Origin of the sequence: uncultured Dietzia sp., assembly GCF_937873725.1 — a bacterium.
Classification (GTDB): domain Bacteria; phylum Actinomycetota; class Actinomycetes; order Mycobacteriales; family Mycobacteriaceae; genus Dietzia.
This window is the reverse complement of sequence record NZ_CALMYY010000063.1, coordinates 1-20,617: the sequence shown is the minus strand read 5'-3', so window position 1 is coordinate 20,617 and position 20,617 is coordinate 1. Positions and strand designations below refer to the sequence as shown.

General features: G+C 72.4%; 21 protein-coding genes and 1 pseudogene. 14 read left to right on the top strand and 8 right to left on the bottom strand.

Annotated elements, in window-relative coordinates; all coding sequences use genetic code 11:
- Positions 1-84 precede the first annotated feature (84 nt).
- Positions 85-366 (top strand): DUF2516 family protein, encoded by a 282-nt coding sequence (locus Q0444_RS05740; RefSeq protein ID WP_291080848.1) that lies wholly within the window; start codon positions 85-87, stop codon positions 364-366.
- A 57-nt stretch (positions 367-423) separates the two neighbouring features.
- Here the strand turns inward: Q0444_RS05740 and purU are convergent, their stop codons facing one another.
- On the bottom strand, positions 424-1,290 hold the full coding sequence (purU, locus tag Q0444_RS05735; RefSeq protein WP_291080850.1) for a formyltetrahydrofolate deformylase: 867 nt from the start codon (positions 1,288-1,290) through the stop codon (positions 424-426).
- A gap of 54 nt (positions 1,291-1,344) precedes the next feature.
- Here purU and deoC point away from each other — a divergent pair, with 54 nt between their 5' ends.
- On the top strand, positions 1,345-2,043 hold the full coding sequence (deoC, locus tag Q0444_RS05730) for a deoxyribose-phosphate aldolase (RefSeq protein ID WP_299022062.1): 699 nt from the start codon (positions 1,345-1,347) through the stop codon (positions 2,041-2,043).
- Positions 2,044-2,561: 518 nt separating this feature from the next.
- Here deoC and Q0444_RS05725 read toward each other — a convergent pair.
- Both Q0444_RS05725 and Q0444_RS05720 read right to left on the bottom strand, forming a co-directional pair.
- Complete coding sequence (locus tag Q0444_RS05725; RefSeq protein ID WP_299022058.1) at positions 2,562-3,356, bottom strand: DUF2993 domain-containing protein; 795 nt, start codon at positions 3,354-3,356, stop codon at positions 2,562-2,564.
- Positions 3,357-3,450: 94 nt separating this feature from the next.
- Positions 3,451-3,951, bottom strand: coding sequence for a DUF2505 domain-containing protein (locus tag Q0444_RS05720; RefSeq protein WP_299022055.1), 501 nt, complete (start codon positions 3,949-3,951; stop codon positions 3,451-3,453).
- Positions 3,952-4,027: 76 nt separating this feature from the next.
- On the opposite strand from Q0444_RS05720, the gene Q0444_RS05715 reads away from it, so the two are divergent.
- From Q0444_RS05715 to Q0444_RS15095, 4 genes are all read left to right on the top strand, one after another.
- Positions 4,028-5,194 carry a UDP-N-acetylmuramate dehydrogenase gene (locus Q0444_RS05715; protein ID WP_299022086.1) on the top strand — a complete coding sequence of 389 codons (1,167 nt, stop codon included), beginning with the start codon at positions 4,028-4,030 and terminating at the stop codon, positions 5,192-5,194.
- Between the two features lie 177 nt (positions 5,195-5,371).
- Positions 5,372-6,445 (top strand): membrane protein insertase YidC, encoded by a 1,074-nt coding sequence (yidC, locus tag Q0444_RS05710; RefSeq protein WP_299022053.1) that lies wholly within the window; start codon positions 5,372-5,374, stop codon positions 6,443-6,445.
- A gap of 231 nt (positions 6,446-6,676) precedes the next feature.
- On the top strand, positions 6,677-8,314 hold the full coding sequence (locus Q0444_RS05705) for an ATP-binding cassette domain-containing protein (protein ID WP_299022049.1): 1,638 nt from the start codon (positions 6,677-6,679) through the stop codon (positions 8,312-8,314).
- A 57-nt stretch (positions 8,315-8,371) separates the two neighbouring features.
- Positions 8,372-8,575 (top strand): hypothetical protein, encoded by a 204-nt coding sequence (locus tag Q0444_RS15095; protein ID WP_367179744.1) that lies wholly within the window; start codon positions 8,372-8,374, stop codon positions 8,573-8,575.
- 186 nt (positions 8,576-8,761) lie between these two features.
- Here Q0444_RS15095 and Q0444_RS05695 read toward each other — a convergent pair whose 3' ends face one another.
- The 3 genes from Q0444_RS05695 to Q0444_RS05685 all read right to left on the bottom strand — a co-directional run bounded on the left by Q0444_RS05695 (position 8,762) and on the right by Q0444_RS05685 (position 10,653).
- The gene (locus Q0444_RS05695; protein ID WP_291085519.1) at positions 8,762-9,301 is read right to left on the bottom strand and encodes a ferritin; all 540 of its coding nucleotides are present in this window, start codon (positions 9,299-9,301) and stop codon (positions 8,762-8,764) included.
- Between the two features lie 18 nt (positions 9,302-9,319).
- Positions 9,320-10,099 (bottom strand): SDR family NAD(P)-dependent oxidoreductase, encoded by a 780-nt coding sequence (locus Q0444_RS05690; protein ID WP_291085521.1) that lies wholly within the window; start codon positions 10,097-10,099, stop codon positions 9,320-9,322.
- A gap of 104 nt (positions 10,100-10,203) precedes the next feature.
- A complete protein-coding gene (locus Q0444_RS05685; RefSeq protein WP_291085524.1) occupies positions 10,204-10,653 on the bottom strand; it encodes a limonene-1,2-epoxide hydrolase family protein in 450 nt (149 codons plus the stop codon).
- 220 nt (positions 10,654-10,873) lie between these two features.
- Here Q0444_RS05685 and Q0444_RS05680 point away from each other — a divergent pair, with 220 nt between their 5' ends.
- The 3 genes from Q0444_RS05680 (at position 10,874) to Q0444_RS05670 (ending at position 13,739) form a co-directional block, all read left to right on the top strand.
- Positions 10,874-11,725 (top strand): alpha/beta fold hydrolase, encoded by an 852-nt coding sequence (locus Q0444_RS05680; RefSeq protein WP_299022045.1) that lies wholly within the window; start codon positions 10,874-10,876, stop codon positions 11,723-11,725.
- 50 nt (positions 11,726-11,775) lie between these two features.
- Positions 11,776-13,086, top strand: a complete 1,311-nt coding sequence (mshA, locus tag Q0444_RS05675) for a D-inositol-3-phosphate glycosyltransferase (RefSeq protein ID WP_299022042.1) — start codon at positions 11,776-11,778, stop codon at positions 13,084-13,086.
- 125 nt (positions 13,087-13,211) lie between these two features.
- A complete protein-coding gene (locus Q0444_RS05670) occupies positions 13,212-13,739 on the top strand; it encodes a YbjN domain-containing protein (RefSeq protein WP_291085533.1) in 528 nt (175 codons plus the stop codon).
- Positions 13,740-13,790: 51 nt separating this feature from the next.
- Here the strand turns inward: Q0444_RS05670 and Q0444_RS05665 are convergent, their stop codons facing one another.
- Positions 13,791-15,500 carry a long-chain-fatty-acid--CoA ligase gene (locus tag Q0444_RS05665; protein ID WP_291085536.1) on the bottom strand — a complete coding sequence of 570 codons (1,710 nt, stop codon included), beginning with the start codon at positions 15,498-15,500 and terminating at the stop codon, positions 13,791-13,793.
- A 41-nt stretch (positions 15,501-15,541) separates the two neighbouring features.
- Here Q0444_RS05665 and Q0444_RS05660 point away from each other — a divergent pair, with 41 nt between their 5' ends.
- The 3 genes from Q0444_RS05660 (at position 15,542) to Q0444_RS05650 (ending at position 18,285) form a co-directional block, all read left to right on the top strand.
- Positions 15,542-16,288: a phosphoglyceromutase gene (locus tag Q0444_RS05660; protein ID WP_291085539.1), complete on the top strand. Its 747-nt coding sequence runs from the start codon at positions 15,542-15,544 to the stop codon at positions 16,286-16,288.
- 114 nt (positions 16,289-16,402) lie between these two features.
- Positions 16,403-17,599: a cell wall metabolism sensor histidine kinase WalK gene (locus Q0444_RS05655; RefSeq protein WP_291085542.1), complete on the top strand. Its 1,197-nt coding sequence runs from the start codon at positions 16,403-16,405 to the stop codon at positions 17,597-17,599.
- On the top strand, positions 17,596-18,285 hold the full coding sequence (locus Q0444_RS05650; protein ID WP_299022033.1) for a response regulator transcription factor: 690 nt from the start codon (positions 17,596-17,598) through the stop codon (positions 18,283-18,285). The genes Q0444_RS05655 and Q0444_RS05650 overlap by 4 nt, the downstream gene beginning before the upstream one ends.
- Positions 18,286-18,519: 234 nt before the next feature.
- Here Q0444_RS05650 and Q0444_RS05645 read toward each other — a convergent pair whose 3' ends face one another.
- The gene (locus Q0444_RS05645; protein ID WP_299022030.1) at positions 18,520-19,362 is read right to left on the bottom strand and encodes a hypothetical protein; all 843 of its coding nucleotides are present in this window, start codon (positions 19,360-19,362) and stop codon (positions 18,520-18,522) included.
- 33 nt (positions 19,363-19,395) lie between these two features.
- Between Q0444_RS05645 and Q0444_RS05640 the strand changes: the two genes are divergently transcribed.
- Both Q0444_RS05640 and Q0444_RS05635 read left to right on the top strand, forming a co-directional pair.
- A complete protein-coding gene (locus tag Q0444_RS05640; protein ID WP_291081584.1) occupies positions 19,396-20,343 on the top strand; it encodes a Ppx/GppA phosphatase family protein in 948 nt (315 codons plus the stop codon).
- A gap of 1 nt (position 20,344) precedes the next feature.
- Positions 20,345-20,617, top strand: a pseudogene (locus Q0444_RS05635) (hypothetical protein); the annotation flags it as partial.

Here is a 20,617-nt window from a genome sequence, read left to right as displayed (position 1 = left end):
GCCCCCGGTCCGCTCCCACCGAGCGGGCCGGGGGCGGTTCTCGTCGTGGGCGGACCGTCGGACGATCCGCCTACACTGGCACGTGTGATCGATGCGCTCCCCGGGACCTGGGGTCTGGTTCAGTTGGCCGTTCAGGCCGCTCTCGTTCTATGGGCTCTGGTCGGTGTGGTGATGGCCATCCTCCCGCCGGCGTCGGCGTACGCGGTCGAGGGGAAGTGGCCCAAGCCGGCGTGGATCGGCATCTGCCTGCTGGCGGGGGTCCTCTTCGCCCTGCGACCGTTCGGGTTCCTCAGCGTGATCGCGATGGTGGCGGTCGGGGTGTTCTTCGCCGATGTCAGGCCGGCGGTCGGCGGCAGACGCAGGTGAGGCCGGGCAGGCCTGCCGGCCCGGCGTCACGGATCCCCGAGGGGTCGACGGGCCCGATCAGGTGAAGACCACCGTGCGGGCGTCGTGGACCAGCACTCGGTCCTCCAGGTGCCAGCGCAGCCCCCGGGCCAGGACGAGCTTCTCCGCGTCGCGGCCCTGACGCACCATGTCCTGCACGGTGGCGGCGTGGTCCACCCGGATGACGTCCTGCTCGATGATCGGCCCCTCGTCCAGGTCCGCCGTGACGTAGTGGCAGGTCGCCCCGATGAGCTTGACGCCGCGGGTATGCGCCTGGTGGTACGGGCGCGCCCCGACGAAGCTCGGCAGGAAGCTGTGGTGGATGTTGATTGCCCGCCCGGTCCACCGGGTGCACAGCTCGTCGGGCAGGACCTGCATGAAGCGGGCCAGGACGATCGCGTGCGGGTCGATGTCGTCGACGATCCCGGCCACCTCCCCGAACGCCGGGCCCCGTTCGGCCGGATCCGCCGGGAACGGCACGTGGTGGAAGGGGATGCCGTGCGCCTCGGTCATGCCGCGCAGCGTGTCGTGGTTGCCGACCACGGCCCGGATGCGGGCGGGGTAGTCGCCGCTCGCGACCCGACCCATCAGATCGTGCAGGCAGTGGCCGTCCTTGGAGACCAGGATGACGACGTCCTTTGGCTGGCCGGAGTCGGCGATGTGCCAGTCGGTCTCCGGTCCCAGCTCGGCGGCCACGCGCTCGAAGCGGCGGCGGAGCTCGTCGAGTTCCATCCCGATCGACGCGGCGTCCACGGCCTGGCGGGTGAAGAACCACCGCGAGTCCTCGTCCGCGTGGTAGGCCGCCTCCACGATCGTGCCGCCCAGCTCGGCGAGGAACGTGGCGATGCGGGCGACGATGCCGATGCGGTCGGGGCAACCCAGCGTGAGGACGAAGCGGCGTGACATGAGTCGTCATTGTGCCAGCAAGGGGTGTCGGGGAGCCCCGCTAGGCTGGTCGGCATGGACGCCAGCCCCCGGAACACCCTGACCAGAGCCCGCGTCGCGGCGATGATCGACCACACCCTGCTCTCCCCGGACGCCTCGCGTGCGGACGTGCAGGCCTGCATCGAGGAGGCCCGCGAGCTCGGCGTGAAGGCGGTGTGCGTGAGCCCGGCCATGCTGCCGGTCCGCGCCGGCGGCCTCACCGTGGCCACGGTGGCCGGGTTCCCGTCCGGCAAGCATCACCCCCTGGTCAAGGCCATGGAGGGACGGCTCGCGGTGGATCAGGGCGCCCGCGAGGTGGACATGGTCATTGACATCGGGGCGGCGATCGCAGGGCTGGTCGACGAGGTGATGGCCGACGTGCTCACCATGCGCGACGCCGTGCCCCCGCCCGTCGTGATCAAGGTGATCCTCGAGACCGCGGCCCTCCACCGCGCGCTGGGCGAGGAGGCGGGGGACGAGCGGATCGAGGCGCTGTGCCGCGCGGTCGCCGAGGCCGGCGCCGACTTCGTCAAGACCTCCACCGGCTTCCACCCCGCCGGCGGCGCGAGCGTGCGCGCGGTGGCCGCCATGCACCGGGCGGTGGGCGGGCGGCTCGGCATCAAGGCCTCCGGCGGGATCCGCGACGCGGACACCGCAGGCGCGATGATCGCCGCCGGCGCCACCCGGCTGGGGCTGAGCGGAAGCCGCGCGGTGCTGGAGGGCTTCCCGGTCTAGCGGCCCGCCCGCCCTGCCCGCCCTGCCCCTTCGTCCCGCCCGGCCCGCTTGCGCTGCCCCTTCGTCCCGCCCGGCCCGCTTGCGCTGCCCCTTCGTCCCGCCCTGCCCGCCCTGCCCGGCCTGCCCGCGCTGCCCGCCTGCGCTGCCCGGCCTGCCCGCGCTGCCCCTTCGGCCTGCGCGGGCGGAATGTACGCAATCGCCGCGGGTGCGATGCGGGTAGGGACCGGAAGGGCAGCGCAAGCCGAGGGGGCTAGTGGGCCGCCTCCAGGACCACGTCCCGCCCGCTGAGATCCACGGCCCGCCCGCCCGGCCTGCCCGCGCTGCCCGGCCTGCCCGCGCTGCCCGGCCTGCCTGCGCTGCCCCTTCGGCCTGCGCGGGCGGAATGTACGCAATCGCCGGGGGTGCGATGCGGGTAGGGACCGGAGGGGCAGCGCAAGCCGAGGAGGCAGCGCAAGCCGGGGGCCTAGCGGGCCGAGGGGGCAGCGTAAGCCGGAAAGGCAGCGCAAGCCGAAAGGAGGCTAGCGGGCCGCCTCCAGGACCACGTCCCGCCCGCTGAGATCCACGGCCATGCCGCCCGGCACCACGCGAACGCCGGTCAGCTCGATGCCCCGGGGCAGCTCGGCGAGCGCGGAGTCCATCATCGAGATGGTGCCGCCGAGCAGCGACGACGGCAGCTGGAACCCGAGGATCGAGGCCCGCTCGGGCTCCATCTCCAGGTTTCCGCCGACGAGCCGGGGGGTCACCACCGCCTCCGCCAGCCCGCTGATCGAGACCCGCAGCATCCCCGCCGCGGGGTCGGCGACGATCTCCCGGACCTGCACCAGGCCGGCGAGCAGACTGTCCCCGCCGACGGTCTCCTGCTGCGCCGCGGTCGCCATGGCCTGCTCGGAGACGAACGCCGTCCCGGTCAGCGAGTCCACGTAGGTCAGGTCGCCCTCCGACCGGACGCCCTCGGCGGTGATGTCGATCGCCGGGGCCGGGCCCGCCGCGCCGTCCGCGGGGGAGCCGTCGGTGGTGATCCGCACCGAGCCGAGCGACCGGGTGAGGTACGACAGGAGCACCGGCCGGGCGCCCAGCTCGACCTGCGCCGGGGACCCGAGCGAGGCGGTGACCTCCTGCTGGATCTGGTTCCGGATCGAGTTGCGCAACCCGAACTCGAGCCCCACCAGCCCGGCCAGCAGCGCCGCCACCGCGAGGACGGCGATCAGGGCGATCATCGGCCCGCGGCGCCTGCCGCCGGGGCGGACCTGGGCGGGGCTGTCGTGGACGGAACGGTCGTGGGCGGGCAGTTGCTGGGTGTCGTGCGGCTGCATTGGTCCGATTGTCGCCGATCCCGGCCCGGCGTGCAGAACCGCAGGTCACGTCCCCGCGACCGCGGTGCGCCGGGACGTGTGGCCCGGAGGCGGCTCAGTGCCGCGAGACCCAGCGGTTGAGGTGCTCGTACTCGGCCGCGAACAGGTGCGTGAGGTGCGAGATGACCAGTTTCTCCAGCTTGCCGCCGAGGAGCGGGACGGACACCTTGACCTTGCCGGACACCGATTCCAGCGCCAACCCGCCCTCGCTGACCGCCTCCGCGCCGCCGTCGATCAACCCGAGCCCGCCGGCGGCCTCGGCGCGCGCGGTGCCCGAGAACCGTTCGCCGTCGAAGCCGGTGAAGGTGTTGGTGCGCACGATCGTCAGCTGCCCGGGCAGGACCTTGCGGGCCAGGTCCGGGATGTCCTCGTCGGGGATGACCTGCGTGACGGTCACCGAGATCGATTCGCTGGTGACCACAAAGTCGTCGAGCGTGTCCGCGGGGCTGCCGACGGTGCTCAGCCGGTCGTGCCAGAAGGCCTCGTCGGCATACGACGTGAACACGGTCTCGAGCCGGGACTCGATGCGGGCCGAATGGGAGAAGCGGGTCGCCATGACCAGAACACTACTAGGGGTGACTACCCTCGGGCGTGTGCTCCCGCCCTCCTCCGACCGCCGGGTCGACGCCGTGATCCGCGACCTGGCGGATGTCGCCGGCGTCGCCGTGGTCCCCGACGCCCGCCTGGACAGCCTCACCACGCTGCGCATCGGCGGCCGGCCGCGCGCGCTGCTGGAGTGCTCCACGGCCGACGCGGTCACGGCGGCCGTCGCCGCGCTGGACGCGGCGGGGGTGCCGGTGCTCGTGCTGGGCGGCGGCTCCAACCTCGTGGTGGCCGGCGGCGATCTGGACCTGGTGGTGGTGGCCGTGCGCAACCGCGAGGTGGAGTACCGCGGCGCGACGGACGACGGCGCCGCGGCCGGCGGGGAGGCGGACGACGCCGCCGCGGCCGCCGGGGAGGCCGCCCCCCACGGGCGGATCGTCGTCCGGGCCGGCGCCGGGCTGGCCTGGGACGAGCTCGTGGCGGACACCGTCGCCCGCGGATACGGCGGCCTGGAGTGCCTGTCCGGCATCCCGGGCTCGGTGGGCGCGACCCCGGTCCAGAACGTGGGCGCCTACGGGGTCGAGGTGGCGCAGGTCCTGCACCGCGTGCGCTGGTTCGACCGCCACACCGGCGTCGACGAGTGGGTCGCCCCGGGCGCGCTCGGGCTCGCGTACCGGACGTCCGTGCTGAAGAACACCGACCGCGCCGTGGTCCTCGAGGTGGAGTTCCACCTCGACCCCGCCGGCCGCAGCGAGCCCGTCCGCTACGCCGAGCTGGCCGGGCGCCTGGGCGTGGAACCGGGGGAGCGGACCGACGCCGCCGTCGCGCGCGAGACCGTCCTCGAGCTGCGCCGCGGGAAGGGCATGGTGCTGGACGACGACGACGAGGACACCTGGTCCGCCGGGTCCTTCTTCACCAACCCGGTGATCGGCGAGGAGGACCTCCCCACGGTGCGGTCCCGGGTGGCGGACCGCCTCGGGGTGGGGCAGGCCGCGCAGATGCCGGCGTTCCCCGGTGCGAACGGGGTCAAACTCTCGGCGGGATGGCTGATCGAGCGGGCCGGTTTCGGGAAGGGGTACCCCTCGTCGTCGGCGCTCGCCCGCCTGTCCACCAAACACACGCTCGCGCTGACCAACCGGGGCCGCGCCACGGCCGACGACGTGATCGCGCTCGCGCGGGAGGTCCGCGACGGCGTCCGGGAGGCGTTCGGCGTGGACCTGCACCCCGAGCCGGTGTGGGTGGGGTGCAGCATCTGAGCCGGAGCCGGAGCCAGAGCCGGAGCCGGGGCCGGAGCCGTCCGGGCCGCGGTCGTCGCGGGCGGGTGACCCCGGCGACCGCCACGCGCGTCAACCCTGGCACGCTGGAAGCGCACGTGTAGTCCCGTCCCGCCCCGCGCGCCCGCCCGGCGCCGCCGTCCTCCTGGAGATTCGCCCGTGGACCTGTTCGCGTATCCGGTGTCGCTCGTCATGAAGTTCTGGCACTGGGCGCTGAGCTTCGTCGTGGACCCGGACTCGGGCCTGGCCTGGGTGGGCTCGGTGTTGCTGCTGGTGGTGACCGTGCGGCTGCTGCTCATGCGGTCGATGTACCGGCAGCAGTTCTCCATGCGCAAGATGGCGCAGATCGCTCCCAAGATGAAGGAGCTGCAGAACAAGTACAAGGACCGCAAGTCCCCCGAGGACCGCCAGGAGCAGGCCAAGGAGATGCAGGCGCTGTACGCCGACGCCGGGGTCAACCCCGCCGCCGGCTGCCTGCCGCTGCTCGTGCAGATCCCGGTGTTCATCGGCCTGTACCACGTGCTGCTCAACTTCTCGCCTCCCGGCAAGTCGATCGAGGAGGCCTCGCAGATGACCAACGGGGCGTTCCAGCCCCAGCAGGTCGCCTCGTTCCTCAACGCCGAGATCTTCGGCGTCCCGCTGGCCTCGTACATCCGGATGCCGCAGGAGGTCATGGACTCGCTGCACCCGGGGCTGGTGCGCGAGGACATCCTGGTGCTGGCCGTGCCGCTGTTCGTGCTGGCGGGCATCGCCACCTTCATCAACATGTGGAACTCCTTCCGCCGGCAGAAGGCCGCCAAGGTGGCCGAGCAGGAGGCGCTCGCCCGCGTGGACGCCGAGGAGCGCGCGGGCGGCCCGGTCGTCGACGGCGAGGTGGTCGAGATCGACGGCCAGGCCCCCACCCCCGTCGCAGACGCCGGCGACGCGGCCGACGATGACGGCACCCCGGGAGCTCCCGCCAAGGCGGGGGCGGACGCCAAGCCGCAGGACTTCCAGTCGATCGCCGAGTCCATGACCGAGTCGATGAACCAGTCGATGAAGATCATGATGTACCTGTTCCCGTTCTTCCCGATCGTGGGCGCGTACTTCTTCAACTTCCCCATCGCGATCGGCCTGTACTGGCTCACCAACAACATCTGGACCGCGGTGCAGTCGCACTTCTTCATGGAGAGGCTGGACAAGGAGCTCCCCATGAGCAGCCGCGAGGGCCTGCCCCCCAGCGCGTTCATGTAGCCCTCGTCGTCGTCGTCCCGCCCCTGCGCCCCACGGGATGATCGCCGGACCCTTGCCGCCCCCGGGCGGCGGGCGTAGCGTTCACGCTGCACGTCGGCAGGCGCACGGCGCGACCGCGGAGAGATCCCGGTGGCGAGGGGCACCACGCCGAGCACCCGAGTCGAGGAGACCGAAGGACAGTGCTCGACCCCAGGTGAGACCCGGCCCATCCGCCACCTCCCCGGAGCATGCATGTCTTCCCTCGTCCTGTCGGACGTCGCCTACGCGTTCCCCGACCACACCCCCCTCTTCACCGGGCTCGACCTCACCGTGGGCCCCGGCCTCACCGCGCTGATCGGGCGCAACGGCGCCGGCAAGAGCACCCTGCTGCGTCTGGCGGCCGCCGAGCTCCGGCCCTCGGCCGGGTCGATCACCGTCGACGGCGTACCGGCCCGGCCGCCCGCCGTGGCCTACCTGCCGCAGCTGCTCGCCGACGCCCCCGCCGGCCACACCCTCGCCGACGAACTCGGTGTGGGAGCGCGCCTGGCCGCGCTGGAACGGATCGAGGCGGGGGAGGGCGACGACGACGACTTCACCGCGATCGGCGACGACTGGGCGGTGGCCGAGCGGACCGTCGCGCTCCTGGCGGAGCTGGGCCTACCCACGGAGCTGAGCCGGCCGACCGGTGCGCTGTCCGGCGGGGAACGCACCCTCGCGGCGTTGGCGGGTCGGATCCTCGGGCAGCCGCGGGTGCTGCTGTTGGACGAGCCGACCAACAACCTGGATCGACGGGCGCGCGCCCGGCTGTTCGACGCCCTCGACCGGTTCACCGCCGGCGGGGAGCGGGTCGCGCTGGTGGTGAGCCACGACCTGGAGCTGCTGGAGCGCGTCGACACCACCGTCGAACTGCGGGCCGGCAGGTGCCGGGTATTCGGCGGGGCGTATCGCCACTACCGCGAGGTGGTGGACGCCGAGCAGGCCGCCGCGCTGCAGGCGCTGACGGGTGCGCGCAACGACCTGCGCGCCGAGAAGCGGGACAAGGCAGAGGGGGCCGAGAAGGCCAGCCGCCGGGCCGCGCAGGGGCGCCGCGTCCAGGCGGCGGGCGGGATGCCCAAGATCCTCATGGACGCGCGCCGGAAGTCCGCCCAGGAGTCGGCGGGCAGGCTGCGCACGGTCCACCAACAGGGTGTCGACCGGGCCCGCGAGCGGTTGAGCGAGGCCGACGACGCGGTGCGGCACGACGAACTGCTGCGGATCCCGATGCCCGATCCCGGGCTGCCGACGGGCCGGATCGTCCTGGACGCCGTGGACCCGGTCGCCGGCCGGATCCACCTCGCGGGGCCGGCGCGCGTGCGTCTGGCCGGACCCAACGGCAGCGGCAAGACCACGTTGCTGCGGCGGCTGTTCGGCGAGGGTGTGGCCGGTCGTGGAGGCCGTTCGGGCGGTTCGGGCGCGGGCCGGGGCGCCTCGGAGGCGGGCGACCACGACGAGGCCGTCCACGTGCCCTGGGCCCTGCTGCCGCAGGATCTTCGCGTCGAGCACCCGGAGTGGTCGGTCGTCGACGCGATCCGCGCGGTCCGCCCCGAGGCGTCGGCGGAGGAGGCCCACGCCCACGCGGCGCGTTTCCTGTTCACCGGCGACGCCGGGTTCCGTAGGCTCGCGGACCTGTCCGGCGGTGAGCGCCTCCGGGCGGCGCTGGCGGCGCGGCTGTTCGCCCGGCCGGTGCCGCAGTTGCTGGTCCTGGACGAGCCCACCAACAACCTCGACCTCGACGGCGTGCAGGTGCTCGCCGACGCGCTCTCACAGTGGCGGGGGGCTTTGCTCCTGGTCAGCCACGACGACGGCTTCTGCGACCGGGTGGGGGTGGACGACGTGATCACCCTCGACTGACCCCGCTCCGGCGGGGTGGACGCACGCGAACACACCCATCCCCAGAGAGGACCCACCGTGCGCAAGCTCATCTACTACGTGGCTGTGAGCGTCGACGGTGGCATCGCCGACCCCGGCGGCGGCTGTGACGACTTCCTCGTCGAGGGCGACCACATGCCCTGGATCATCGAGCACTATGCCTCACGGTCAATCCGGTCGTCCTCGGCGCGGGCATCCCGCTGGTGGCGCGGGCGGCGGGCGGGTCGCTCTCGCTGGCGCTGACCCGTCGGACGCGTCGGGACTTCGAGAGCGGGGTGAGCTACGTGGAGTTCTCCCTGCCACGCCGCCGAGAAGAGTGTTTCGCGCGTATCCGTCGAGTGGAGGTGCGCGAAACACTCTTCTCGGTGGCCCGGTGGCCCGGTGGCCCGGGGGCGCGGTGGCCCGGGGAGTGGCCCGGTGGCGCGTGGGTCAGACCGCGCCGCCGGCGACCGCGGGCGGGGTGCCGGTGTTGGACGAGGCGTCCGTCTCGCGCGCCATGTACTCCTCGATGCGGAACCAGTCGTCGGCGGCGCGCTCGGCGATCGCCACCAGGGTGCTCATGTTGGCGACCTCCTCGACCTGCTCGCGGAGGAACCACAGCATGAACTGCTCGCCCAGCGGGTCGGACTCGGCGCGCGCGGCCTGGAAGAGGGCCTCGATCTGCCGGGTGACCTGCTGCTCCTGGTCCAGAGCCGTGCGCAGGGCGTCGAGCGGGCCGCCGAAGCTGGCCTGCGGCGCGGGCACCGCCGGGATGGTCACCGGGATGTCGCGGTCGAGCATGTACTGGACCATCATCATGGCGTGGTTCCGCTCGCCCAGGCTGTGCTGGTAGAAGCGGGTGGCCAGCTGGGGCAGATCCTTGGCGTCCGCCCAGACGGCGATCGCGATGTACTGCTGGCTCGCGGCGAACTCGTGGCCCACCTGCGCCGAGAGGAGGTCGTTGAAGGACTGGCTACCGATCTTTGGCATGCGTCGAGGCTAGCGTGCTCAGCGTCGGTGCGCGCGCATCGCGGAATGCTGGTCCCGCGGCTTCACCACGATCGTGTCGAGGTTGACGTGCGACGGCCGGCTCGCCACGAATCCGACGATCTCGGCGATGTCCTGCGCGACCATGGGGGTCAATCCCCGGTAGACCGCGCCGGCCTTGTCGTCGTCGCCCTCGAACCGCACCAGCGAGAACTCGGTCTCCACCATCCCGGGCGCGATCTCGGTGAAGCGCACGGGCTGCCCCAGGTGCTCCCCGCGAAGCGTGCGGTGCAGGACCGCCTGCGCGTGCTTGGCCGAGGTGTAGCCGGAGCCGTTGTCGTAGGACTCGAGCGCCGCGATGGACGTGATGGTCACCACCAGCCCGTCGCCCGTCTCGACCAGCACCGGCATCAGGCCCCTCACCAGACGTAGAGTGCCGAGCACGTTGGTCTCCCACATCCAGCGCCACTGGTCCTCGTCGGCGTCCATGACGGTGGAGGTGCCCTTGGCCCCGCCGGCGTTGTTGACCAGCACGTGCAGGCGGGGGACGGCCGCGCAGAACGCCGCGCACGACTCGGCGTCCGTCACGTCCAGGGGGAGCGCGGTGCCGCCGATCTCGCGCGCCAGGGCCTGGAGCCGGTCCAGCCGCCGGGCGCCCACCACCACGTGGAAGCCCAGCCGTGCCAGCTCCCGCGCGGTGGCCTCGCCGATCCCGGAGGACGCGCCGGTCACCACCGCGATGCGGGTGTCGTGGGGGAGGGCGGCCAGCCGCTCGCGGGCGGCGGAATGCTCGGTGCTCATGCCGTTGAGATTAGGCGCGGCGGCGGCGGGGGGCGATTCGACGGCCGTGCGGTGGCGAGGCGGCCGGCGCGGGGGGACGCCGACGATCCACGACGACGACGAGGTCAGCGACCCCGTCCGGTGACCATCCCCACCAGTCCGCGCACCGCGCCGCGGGCCATGTCGGCCGTGGAGAAGTAGTCCTGCCATCCGCAGATCAGGCCATCCCGGACCTCGAGGCGCCCGCACACCCAGAAGCCGCAGCGGAACGGTCCGACGCCCAGGTAGTCGGTGCGTTCGGTGAGCACGATGGTGGGGGCCGCGGGGTCGGTCGGATCGGCCGGGGCGCCCACGGCCAGGTGGTGGATGTCCACGTCGAAGCTGATGTTGCGGTTCATCGCCGAGATGGCGCCGACCACCGCGCGCTTGCCCCGGACGGTCGGGAGGCCGATGTTGGCCCACCAGACGTCGTCGGCGAGCAGGGCCGCGGCGGTGCCGGTGGATCCCGCCACGAGTGCGTCGAAGAAGGTGCGGACAACGACGTCGGCGTCGGTCCGGGTGCTGGTGACTGCCATCCGCCCACGGTAGCCCTCGCGGGCTCGTTCCGGGGGACGGATCCGCCCGCCCGGGCCGCCCGCCCCGACTCGCCCGCCCCGACTCGCGCTGCCGGAATGCGCGGAATCCCCCGACATGCGCTGGGCGTCCGGACCACACGGGCAGCGCATCCCCGGCCAGACAGGGGTGCCGCCGCCCCGCGGGCCTCCCCGCCATCGCGGTGCTGGCACGATGACCGGCATGACCACTGAAGGCGCCCCCGCCCCCGCCCCCGCCGTCTGCTCCGCCGTCTCCTCCGACGGCACGACCCTCGCCTACCGCGTCCTCGGCGATCCCGCCGCGCGGCCCCTGGTCCTGGTGCACGGCTGGGCACAGTCCAGCGCCTGCTGGGGATCCGAGCTGCTGGGCGAACTCGCGGAGCGGTTCCGCGTGGTGGCGGTGGACCTGCGCGGCCACGGGCACTCGGGCGTCGCGGAGGCCGGCTACGACTCGTCCGCGCAGTGGGCCGACGACCTCGAGGCGGTGCTCGACGCGGCCGGGATCGGCGAGGGCTCCGGCGCGATCCTGCTGGGCTGGTCGTACGGCGGCATCGTGGTCTCGGACTACCTGGCCGCGCGCGGGGAGGGCAGGGTCGCCGGCCTGGTCCTCTGCGGGGCGGTCACCTCGATCTCGCGGTCGGCGGGCGGCGCGGTCGGGCCGGCCATGATGGCGGTCGCGGACGGCGGGGTCGACGACGACCCGGCCCGGGCGATCGCCGCGCTATCGGGCTTCGGCTCGGCGATGATGCGCTCGGGCGACGGGGCGAGCCGCCAGCGGATCTTCGGCCTGTCGCTGGCCACGCCCCCCGCGGTCCGCGGCAAGATGCTCGCGCGCCGCGTGGACAACGACCAGACCCTGCGCGGATTGTCGATCCCGGCCCTGGTGATCCACGGCGAGCATGACGGGGTGGTGCTGCCCTCGGCCGGGCAGGCGAACGCCGGGATGATCCCCGGCGCCCGCTTCGTTGGCTTCCCTGAATCCGCGCACGCGCCGTTCGTGGAGGAGATGCCGCGCTTCCTGGCACACCTCGAGGAGTTCGCCGCGTCGCTGTAGCCGCCTGCCGCGATGTGCACGGTCTCGTCGTCGGGGGCACAATCGGTCAGGTGACCGTCACCGACCTGACCACCGGCGTCGACGCCCCGCTCCCGCGGCGCATCGCCGTGCTGTCCTTCCACACCTCGCCGCTGGCCCAGCCCGGCACCGGGGACGCCGGCGGGCTCAACGTGTACGTCCTGCAGTCCGCGCGCCGGCTGGCCCGCCGCGGGGTGGAGGTCGAGATCTTCACCCGTGCCACCCACTCCTCGCAGCCCCCGGTCGAGGAGGCCGGCGACGGCGTCCTGGTCCGCAACATCGTGGCCGGGCCGTTCGAGGGGCTGCGCAAGGAGGACCTGCCCACGCAGCTCTGCCCGTTCGTGGCCGGAGTGATGCGGGCGGAGGCCGGTCACGCGCCCGGCCACTACGACCTCATCCACTCCCACTACTGGCTGTCGGGCCAGGCCGGGCTGGTGGCGTCCGAGCACTGGGGCGTGCCGCTGGTGCACACCGCGCACACCCTGGCGGCGGTGAAGAACGCGGTCCTCGCGGAGGGCGACACCCCCGAGCCCGAGTGTCGGCGGATCGGGGAGCAGCAGATCGTGGACGCGGCCGACCGGCTCGTCGTCAACACCACCGGCGAGCGCGACGAGCTGGTGGGCTACTACGACGCCGATCCGGCCGACATCGACGTGGTCCCGCCGGGCGCCGACCTCGAGCAGTACACCCCCGGCACGCAGCGCGGCACCGAGCGGGCCCGCCGGGCGCTGGGGCTGGCGCAACGCACGGAGGTGATCGCGTTCATCGGCCGGATCCAGCCGCTCAAGGCCCCGGACGTGATCGTGCGGGCGCTGGCCGAGATCGTCCGCGCCCAGCCGCACCGCGACGTGCGACTGCTGGTGGTGGGCGGGCCCAGCGGGTCCGGGCTGGACCGGCCGCGCTCGCTCATGGACCTCGCCGCGGAGCTGGGGGTGGCCGACCGCGTGAGCTTCCTCGCCCCGCGCCCGCCGTCGGAGCTGGTGGACGTCTACCGCGCCGCCGACATCGTGGCCGTGCCCTCGCACTCCGAGTCCTTCGGGCTGGTCGCGCTCGAGGCCCAGGCGTGCGGCACGCCCGTCGTGGCCGCCGCCGTGGGCGGGTTGCCCACGGCCGTCGACGACGGCCGCACCGGGCTCACCGTGGACGGGCACGACCCGCGGGTGTGGGCGCGGACGTTGGTGGGACTGCTCGACGACGACGAGCGCCGCCTGTCGATGTCGCGGGCCGCCCCGGTCCACGCCTCCGCGTTCTCCTGGGACTCGACGGCCGACGGGCTGCTCGACTCGTATGCGGGCACGATGGCCGCCTACCGCGCCCGGCGTGCCGAGGCCACCGCGTCCTGACCGCACCCATCCGAGAGGCCCCGCCACGACGAATCCCCGTCGGACGCAGACAGGCGGACGACCACCGCGCACGCCGACCACCGCGCACGCCGACCCACCGCCACGACCGCCGAAGGAGTCCGAGGATGACCGACGAGACCAGGAACGACCCCGCGGACGGGCCCACCGTCGACCGCATCACCGCGTTCCTCCGGACGCGCGAGATCGAGTCGACCCTGGCCGACGGCCGGACCTTCGTGGTGCAACTGCCGGGGGAGAAGCGGCTCAAGACCGCCTGCCACCTCACGGTGAACCGCGAGAGCGTGCGCATCGAGGCGTTCGTGTGCCGCCAGCCCGACGAGGACCACGAGAAGGTCTACAAGTACCTGCTGCGGCGCAACCGTCGGCTGTACCAGGTGGCGTACACGCTGGACAACAACGGGGACATCTACCTGGTGGGCCGGATGCCGCTGGTCGCGGTGACCGACGAGGAGCTCGACCGGGTGCTCGGCCAGGTGCTCGAGGCCGCGGACCACGACTTCAACATCCTCCTGGAGACCGGCTTCCACACGTCGATCCGCCGCGAGTGGGAGTGGCGCGTCTCGCGGGGCGAGCCGCTGCGCAACCTCGACGCGTTCCGCCACCTCACCGAGGACCTCCCCCAGCCCGAGTGACGGTGCCCGCCTCGCCCGCCGCACCCCGCGCGCGCGCCGGGCCCGGCCCGGTCAGGGGTTGATCTCCTCCGCCACCTTCTTGCGCAGCACCTTGCCCATGGGGTTGGTGGGCAGCTCGTCCAGCTCCACGAACTCGCGCGGGACCTTGTACCCGGTCAGCGAGCCCTTGCAGTGCGCGCGCAGGGCGTCGGCGTCGAGCGAGGCGCCGGGCTCGAGGACGACGGCGGCCACGACCTGCTCCGACCCGTCCATGCCCCGGCGGCCCACCACCGCGCAGTCGGCCACGCCCGGGGCCTTGCGCAGGACCGCCTCGACCTCGGACGGGTACACGTTGAACCCGCCGGTGACGATCATCTCCTTGATCCGGTCCACCACGTGGAGGAAGCCGTCGGGGTCCTGCACCACCACGTCGCCGGTGCGGATCCAGCCGTCGTGGAAGGTGTCGGCGGTCGCGTCGTCGTTGCGCCAGTAGCCCGGGAACACCTGCGGCCCCTTGACCAGAAGCTCACCGGGCTCGCCGGTCGGAACGTCCACCGAGGGATCGTCCTTGTCGGCCACGCGGATGTCGGTGTCGGGGAAGGGGATGCCGATGCTGCCGGCCCGCCTCGCCGTCGACATGGGGTTGCCGATGGTGATGGGCGAGGTCTCGGTCATCCCGTACCCCTCCACCAACAGGCCGCCGGTGGCGGACTCCCACCTCTCGATGAGCTCGGCGGGAAGGCTCATCGCACCGGACAGGGAGTGCCTGATGCCGCGCAGCGGGATCCCGCGCTTCTCGGCCTCCTCGAGGATCTTGGTGTAGATCGGCGGGACGGCGGGGATGAAGGTCGGCAGATCCTTCTTGAGGATCGGCATGATGAGGTCCATGTCGGGCGTCGGCACCAGCTGGAGCCGCGCCCCCTCGGCGATCCCGAACACCACGCACAGCGTCACGCCGTAGGCGTGGAACATCGGCAGCGAGGCGAGGAACTTCTCCTGGCCCGGCGTGAGCTCGGGCACCCAGGCGCGACCCATCTTGGCGTTGGACACCAGGTTGGCGTGGGTGAGCACGGCGCCCTTGGGGGTCCCGGTGGTGCCGGAGGTGTAGAGGATCAGCGCGGGATCGTCGGCGGCGGGCCGCGCGTACGAGAAGTCCAGTTCCGCGCCCTTCTCGAAGTCGGCCCAGTCCAGGGTGCTGGCGGCGGGCCGGGAGAGCTTGTTCCGGGAGGCGCGCAGCGCGGGCAGGGGTAGGTAGGTGAGCGCGAGGCGCTTGACGGCGGGGAACTCGTCGAGCAGGTCGACGGCGATGATGTGCTCGATCGCGGTGCCGGACCGGCCGGCGAGGTCCTGCACCACCGGCGCCACGACGTTCCACGTCACGACGACCTTCGCGCCGTGGTCGGTGAAGGGGCCCTCGAGCTCGTCGGCGGTGTAGAGCGGATTGTGCTCCACCACGATCGCGCCGATGCGCAGCGCCGCGTAGAACACGACGATCCCCTGCGGGCAGTTCGGCAACAGCACGGCGACGCGGTCTCCGCGGCTGACCCCGAGGCGGCGCAGGCCCTCGGCGGCGCGGCGGACCCGGCTCCCGAGCTCGGCGTACGTGGTGAGGCGGCCGAAGAACTCGGTCGCGGGGCGGGACGAGTAGGTGCTGACCGCGTGGTCGAACTGATCGATGAGCGTGGTGGTGCCGTAGTCGAGATTCTGCGTGGTGCCCGGCGTGTAGTGGGCGGTCCACGGCCGATCAGGGAAATCGGGGGTGGTGCCGGCGGGTGTGGTCATGTCTGCACCGTAGTCCTCCGGCGTCGGGTCATAATGGTCTTATGGCATTCGGAACCCTCGTCCTCCTGCGTCACGGGCAGTCCCAGTGGAACGCATCCAACCAGTTCACGGGGTGGGTCGACGTCGACCTCACCGATCTCGGTCGAGAGGAGGCTGTCCGCGGCGGAAAGCTGCTCGCCGAGGAGGGCATCCTCCCCGACGTGCTGTACACCTCGCTGCTGCGTCGCGCGATCACCACGGCCAACATCGCGCTCGACGCGTGCGACCGCCACTGGATCCCGGTGGTGCGGAACTGGAAGCTCAACGAGCGCCACTACGGCAAGCTCCAGGGCCTCGACAAGGCGCAGATCAAGGACGAGTTCGGAGACGAGCAGTTCATGCTGTGGCGCCGGAGCTACGACACGCCGCCGCCGGCGATCGACTCCGGGAACGAGTACTCCCAGTCGGGCGACGTCCGCTACTCGGACCTGCCCGCGGTGCCGCTGACGGAGTGCCTCAAGGACGTGGTGGACCGGTTCATCCCGTACTACGCGGCCGAGATCGCGCCGAAGCTCGCCGAGGGTAAGACGGTGATGGTGGCCGCGCACGGCAACTCCCTGCGGGCACTGGTCAAGCACCTCGACGGCATCTCCGACTCCGACATCGCCGGGCTGAACATCCCCACCGGCATCCCGCTGATCTACCGCTTCGACGAGTCGGGTCTGGTCGCCAATCCCGGTGGGACGTACCTCGATCCCGAGGCCGCGGCCGCCGGCGCCGCGGCCGTCGCCAACCAGGGCGCGAAATAGCAGGTGTCGCACCGGTGAACACCGCCTGAACCCCCGTCCGCCTGCGCATTTACCGCAGGTGGACGGGGGTTCTCGGTTGTGGGAGCCGATCCGCCACACCGTAGGATCGGGCCTGTGCAGGTCAGTCTCGGGATCGCTCTCGCGATCGTCGCCGCAGTGGTCGGCTTCGTCGTGGGCGGCGTCATCGTCCCCCGGCTGCACGCACGCCGCGAGAAGCGGATCGCCGAGCAGCAGGGGCCGAGTCGGCTGGAGGTCCTCCGCGAGGTCTACTACCAGGCGCCGTACGCCCTCGCCGTGGTGGACCGGCACCAGGACGTAGTCCTCTACAACCGTCGAGCCGCCGAGCTGGGGATCGTGGACGACCGTCTCCTCGTGGAGCCGGTATGGCAGGCCGCGCGGGCCACGTTCAACGGGGGCGAGCCCGCGGCGTTCGACCTTCCCCCCAAGATGGCGGCTGGTCGTCGACGCACCCCGTCGGTGAGCGGGCGCAGCGAGATCCTCGGTGGCCACGGCGCGAAGTTCGTCGTGGTCTTTGCCGACGACGACTCCGAGCACCGCCGCATGGAGGCCGCCCGCCGCGACTTCGTCGCCAACGTCTCCCACGAGCTCAAGACCCCGGTCGGGGCGATGGCGGTACTGGCCGAGGCGCTCATCGAGTCCAAGGACGACCCGGAGACCGTCGAGTACTTCGGCGGACGGGTGCTGAGCGAGGCGCATCGGCTCGGAAGGATGGTCTCCGAGCTCATCGAGCTGTCCCGGTTGCAGGGCGCCGAGCGGATCCGCGATCTGCAGCCGGTGGACGTCGACGACCTGGTGGACGAGGCCATCCGCCGGTCCGCGTCCGCGGCGGAGGCGGCCGGGATCGAGCTGATCACGGACTCCCCGTCGGGGCTCGAGGTCACGGGCGACCGGACGCTGCTCGTCACCGCACTGACCAACCTCATCTCCAACGCCGTCAACTACTCGCCGGAGCGCACGCCCGTCTCGATCACCCGCGCCCTCGACGGGGACACCGTGATGTTGCGGGTCACCGACCGGGGGATCGGCATCGCCCCCGAGCAGCAGGGCCGCGTCTTCGAACGGTTCTTCCGCGTGGACAAGGCCCGCTCCCGCGCGACCGGCGGGACCGGTCTGGGGCTGGCGATCGTCAAACACGTCGCCCAGAACCACAACGGTGCGGTCACGCTGTGGAGTCGACCCGGGACCGGGTCGACCTTCACCCTCGAACTCCCGGCCCATGTCGAGCCGGATGGCGACGGGGCCCCGCCCCTCGCCGAGCACGACCAACAAGGAGAGGACCAGGTGCCGTGACCAGGGTGCTGATCGTGGAGGACGAGGCGTCGCTGGCGGACCCGCTGGCATTTCTCCTGCGCAAGGAGGGGTTCGAGGTCACCATCGCGGGCGACGGGCCCACCGCGTTGGAGAGCTTCGACGCGGAGGGCGCGGACATCGTGCTGCTGGACCTCATGCTCCCGGGCATGTCCGGCACCGACGTGTGCAAGCGTCTGCGGGTGACCTCGAGCGTGCCGGTGATCATGGTGACCGCGCGCGACAGCGAGATCGACAAGGTGGTCGGCCTGGAGCTGGGCGCCGACGACTACGTGACCAAGCCCTACTCGGCCCGCGAGCTCATCGCCCGCATCCGGGCGGTCCTGCGGCGCGGCGCGGAGGCCGACTCGGACCATCCCGACGAGATCGGGGTCCTGGAGTCGGGCCCGGTGCGGATGGACATCGAGCGGCACACGGTGACCGTCCGGGGCTCGCTGGCCACGCTGCCGCTCAAGGAGTTCGACCTGCTCGAGTACCTGTTGCGCAACTCGGGTCGGGTGCTCACGCGGGGGCAACTGATCGACCGCGTGTGGGGCTCGGACTACGTGGGCGACACCAAGACCCTGGACGTGCACGTCAAGCGACTGCGGTCCAAGATCGAGGAGGACCCGGGCAAGCCCGTCCACCTGGTGACCGTCCGCGGGCTGGGCTACAAGTTCGAGGGCTGACCCGCCCGCTCACCCCCGAATCCGCACTCCCCGAATCCGCACTCCCCGAATCCGCACCCCCCGAATCAGCACCCCCAGAATCCGCTACTCACCTGCGACATCTGCTAGCCGCTTCCGGGCAGCGAATCGTGCAGGGGAGTAGCGGATTCGGGGGGTGCGGGTGGGCGGGGGGTGCGGGTGGGCAGGGTGGGCGGGCTGGGCGGATTCGGGTGGGCGGGGTGCGGGGCGGGGGCGTCAGCGTCGGGCGGCCTCGGTGGCCGGGTGGACGGCCACGATCCCCAGCTGGCCGCGGCGCCGGCACGCCGCCGCGAGGACCTCGTAGTTCTGCGGCCCCAGGAGCTCGATCAGCTCGTCGCGCAGCGAGACGTACACCGGGTCGGCCCCGACGTGGGCCTCCGGTGAGCCGGTGCAGTACCAGTCCAGGTCCAGCCCGCCGGGGCCCCAGCCGCGGCGGTCGTACTCGCCGATGCGGGTGTGGAGGACCTCCACCTCGTCGGCCCGCGTCTCCCATTCCTGCGTGCGTCGGATGGGGAGCTGCCAGCACACGTCGGGCTTGGCCTCGGGCAGGGTCCGCCCCGTCCGCGCGGCCATGTGGTGCAGCGCGCAGCCGGACCCGGCCGGCCATCCGGGATCGTTGAAGAACACGCACCTGCCGGCGTGGCGGCGGGTGCGCAGGGCGGGCTCGGGCTCGCCGTCCTCCCCGGTGAGCTCGTCGGACTCCAGCCACGGCTCGAGATCGCCGCCCTCGGAAGCTGCGGACTCCAGCGCGGCCCCACGGTGTTGCCAGTCCCTCGGCCCCAGGAGGGCGACGTTCCCCCTCAGGCGCTCGCGGTCCTCGTCGTCGCACAGGAACGCGCCGTGGGTGCAGCACCCCGAGTCGGGCTGGTCGGCCTCGATGCCGTGGCAGGCGGGCGTTCCGAACACGCAGGTCCACGAGGACAGCAGCCAGGTCATGTCCACGGAGACGAGGTGTTCCGCATTGGTGGGGTCCGGGAACGAGTACCACTCGCGGGGGAAGTCGAGGGGGACTTCCGCGAGGGGCGCGCCCGGGGTGCTGGTGCGTTTGGTGGCGGTCACAACCTGCGACCGTAGACCGTTTAGGGTGGGCGTGTGAGATTAGGTGTCCTGGACGTCGGGAGCAACACGGTCCATTTCGTCGTGGTGGACGCCCATCGTGGCGGCCACCCGACGCCGATGAACGACTCCCGGACCCGACTGCGCCTGATCGAGTACCTCGACGAGGACAACAACATCTCCAAGACCGGCGTCGCCCGGTTGATCGACGCGGTCAACGAGGCCGCCGAGCTCGCGCGCGCCACCAGGTGCGGCGAGGTCATGGCGCTGGCCACCTCCGCCGTGCGGGACGCCGCCAACTCCGACGCGGTCCTGGCCAGGGTCGAGAAGGAGACGGGCATCGAGTTGCGCGTGCTCAGCGGGGAGGACGAGGCGCGGATGACCTTCCTCGCCACCCGCCGGTGGTTCGGCTGGAGCGCGGGCCGGATTGTCAACCTCGACATCGGTGGCGGCTCGCTGGAGCTCACCAGCGGGGAGGACGAGCTGCCCGAACACGCCTACAGCCTGCAGTTGGGCGCCGGGCGACTGACCCGCGACTGGTTCAAGACCGATCCGCCCGAGCGGAAGCGCATCAACCAGCTGCGCGACTACATCGACGCCGAGCTCGAGGGTCCCGCCAAGGATCTGCGGGCGGCGGGCGTCCCGGACCTCGCCTGCGCCACCTCCAAGACGTTCCGCACGCTGGCCAGGCTCACCGGGGCGGCCCCGTCGTCGGAGGGGCCGCGGGTCGAACGCGTCCTCACGGCGTCGGGTCTGCGGCAGGTGATCGCGTTTATCTCTCGCATGACGGCCTCGGACAGGGCAGAGTTGGAGGGGATCAGCTCCGACCGGTCGCATCAGGTGGTGGCGGGAGCGCTGGTGGCGGAGGCGTCCATGAGGGCATTGGGACTGGAAAGTGTGAAAATCTGTCCGTGGGCTCTGCGCGAGGGGCTCATCTTGAAGCGTCTCGACCGGGACGCGGGCGGCGACGGGAAGGGGAGCTGAGATGGCCGAGGATCCAGACGGTCAGCAGATCACCGTGGCGGAGCTGCTCAAGCGCATGGGCGCGGAGCAGCCGGGCACGGCCGCGTCCACGGGGCGCCGACACCGGCGGTCCGACGACGGCGGGGTGAGCGTCTCGGAGCTCACCGGCGAGATCCCGCGCATCACCGAGGACACGGTCGTGAGCAGCCGCGCCGCCCGTCGCAGGGCCCGCGAGGCCGAGGAGGCCACCGCCGGCGCCGAGGGCTCTACGCCTGCGGCGGCGCCGGGAGCGGCG